This is a genomic window from Nocardia cyriacigeorgica (assembly GCF_005863245.1).
In the GTDB taxonomy this organism is placed as follows: domain Bacteria; phylum Actinomycetota; class Actinomycetes; order Mycobacteriales; family Mycobacteriaceae; genus Nocardia; species Nocardia cyriacigeorgica_C.
In genome coordinates this window covers 1-467 of record NZ_VBUT01000040.1, presented here as the reverse complement: position 1 = coordinate 467, position 467 = coordinate 1, and the positions used below count along the sequence as shown (strand labels likewise).

General features: G+C 67.0%; 1 protein-coding gene. It reads left to right on the top strand.

Going from position 1 to position 467, the window contains the following annotated elements; all coding sequences use genetic code 11:
* Positions 1 to 76: 76 nt before the first annotated feature.
* Positions 77 to 467, top strand: a 391-nt coding sequence (locus tag FEK34_RS29845) for a hypothetical protein (protein ID WP_171048492.1), incomplete at its 3' end; no start/stop codon positions are given.

The following is a 467-nucleotide window of genomic DNA, read 5'->3' as shown; positions in this document are numbered from 1 at the left end:
CTACCGCCTCGGCCAGAGCGCACCCGCTACCCGAGTCACCGTGTGGTCGGGCCGCGAACGCCCCGTGGCCGTCAGCTTGCGAGGCACCGCATCCGGTGTCGCGGTCTCGTTCGACATCTACGGGATGAACAGCCCCCAGGTGAAAGGCTACGAGGGCACCGACCTGCGCGAGGCATGGTCCATGCCCGGCACAGTCGCAGCCTCGACGAACAAGACCTACGTGGTCACCAGACCAGGCGAATGCACGGCCTGCCCAGACAAATGGGTAATCCTCGCCGCGAACGGATCAGTGCTCCACGAACGACCGACCACCATCGCCGTCCCCCTCGATCTGGTCACCGATTACGGATACGGGCTCGAAAGCCCGGACGGCATGCTCTGGTTCGACGAGGCCGCCGGCCGCATCCCCGACGGGGCAGCAGAAGCACTGCGCAACGCCAGCGGGCTGCTCCCGGACCCGATGACCT